Source organism: Azospirillum soli (assembly GCF_017876165.1).
GTDB classification, from domain to species: domain Bacteria; phylum Pseudomonadota; class Alphaproteobacteria; order Azospirillales; family Azospirillaceae; genus Azospirillum; species Azospirillum soli.
This window is the reverse complement of sequence record NZ_JAGINQ010000061.1, coordinates 1-1,785: the sequence shown is the minus strand read 5'-3', so window position 1 is coordinate 1,785 and position 1,785 is coordinate 1. Positions and strand designations below refer to the sequence as shown.

General features: G+C 57.6%; 1 protein-coding gene and 1 pseudogene. One reads left to right on the top strand and one right to left on the bottom strand.

What is annotated here, in order from left to right:
- Positions 1-60 precede the first annotated feature (60 nt).
- Positions 61-1,077: a PLP-dependent aminotransferase family protein gene (locus J2852_RS31230; RefSeq protein ID WP_209883177.1), complete on the bottom strand. Its 1,017-nt coding sequence runs from the start codon at positions 1,075-1,077 to the stop codon at positions 61-63.
- Positions 1,078-1,505: 428 nt separating this feature from the next.
- On the opposite strand from J2852_RS31230, the pseudogene J2852_RS31225 reads away from it, so the two are divergent.
- Positions 1,506-1,679, top strand: a pseudogene (locus J2852_RS31225) (IS6 family transposase); the annotation flags it as partial.
- Positions 1,680-1,785 lie beyond the last annotated feature (106 nt).

Genomic DNA, 1,785 nt, shown 5'->3' with positions numbered 1-1,785 from the left:
CTGGTCCGGGATGCTGGGGGCTTTGCGTCGTGCCATACGGGGCCTCCTTCGGTCCCTCGGTTATGGCCCGTACACGGAATTCCTGACAGTCCCCGCCATTTGAATCCAGTAGCCGGTGCGCCTGTCCGACAGGCCCTGCGCCGGGTCGTACACCACCTCGCGCTCGTCGAGGCCATACTTCTTCAGCATGGGCAGCAGCCGCTTCCCCACCGCTTCCACGTCGTCGTAAGCACCCTTAAAGGTGGTGCCGTAGTTGCAGCACACCATGATCGGGTAGCCGCGGCTGGCGAAGAACTCGACCAGCTTCTCCAGCGCATCCACGTCGATGCAGCCCGGCCCAAGCGCGCCGCCGACCGAGGGCACTTCCTGTGGCCACTGGCCGTCCTTGGTAATTGGGCATTGACCCGGGTACTGGTTGGTGCCCAGCTCATAGAAAGTGCTGACGTTGAGGATGCGCATGATCTTGATGATCGAGTAGTGCGTATCCTCGGAATAGAAGGCGACCGGCGTGTAGGCGTTGGGGTTGTCGTGCGGGCAGTCCGCCTGGTGCCAGACCAGCTTGCGCGGCAGGGAGTTGGCCGGGGCGGTGACGGCCTTTGCGGCCGTCTCCGGATCGTCGAGCAAGACCTTGCCGGCCAGATAGTCGCGGGCGTTCCACAGGCCGTACAAATTGCCTTCGGTGCTTCCCATGGTCAGCACGTAGCCCCAATAGGACTCCAAATCATTCGATTCGTGCGGCCACTTAGCGTTCCACAACGCCGCGTAGTAGTCCAACACCGGTCGTTCCATGAACTTTGTGTTGATCGTGAAATTTCCAGTGACGAACGGGTCACCGATGTTGTTGAGATGCATGGTCATATATTGCGACAACTCACCATAGTTGTCGTACTGATTGGCCTGATAGCCGAGGAACCGGCTCTTCTGCGTCACCTCATAAAGGGAAAGCTGTGTCAACGCGGACTGCCGCTCGACGTCGCTGAGGCCTTCGGGCTTCAGCGCAAACAGCGCGTCATCAATGCCAGAAACGGCGCAGCTCGCATAGGCAACGCTCGGGCTTTCGGTCGGCTTGGTCACCATGGTCCGTCTTTCTCCTTTTGGGGTTTCGCTCAAGTCATATCAAGCAATACCCTTATACCCTCTCAATGAAACCGCATGACTTTCACGATATCACCCTGCATACATATGTCTGCATCCAGTCATCACTAGTATTATAAACCTAAATTTATATGGTTTTCGGCGCTTGAAGCGTAAATTCATCAGAAAAATTTCGCTCAGAGTAGATTTTTTCCTTATTTATAATTTTCTCGTGATCATATCATGGTACGGTAAAAGTATGCGCCGAGAGCATACTATGTCCCTGGGGCGTGGTGTCTGAGGGAGTGTAGGCGCCCCCCGGTGAATTAAATCCGCCGGTCTACTCCGCTGCGATCGGCAGCGGGTCAGCGGGCATCGTCACGCAAACCGCGGAGTTGGCGAGCCCGGGCTGCACTGGGCATGGTAGCGGGATGAGACGTGAGCCTGATCCGCACTACCGCCATCGTTTTCAGGCCGAATTGATCGCGCATGCTGTGTGGCTCTACCACACGTTCCCGCTCAGCTTCCGCGATGTTGAACTGCTCCTGGCCGAGCGCGGTGTCGAGATCTCCTACGAAACGGTGCGGCGCTGGTGGCGCAAGTTCGCCCAGAACTGAGAGCGCCTAACGAAACCGGGATTTGGCTGTTGGGAGGGGCATGGCAGCTCCTCTCGTTTCCGACGCCCTGTGGGCACTGATTGAACCGTTGCTC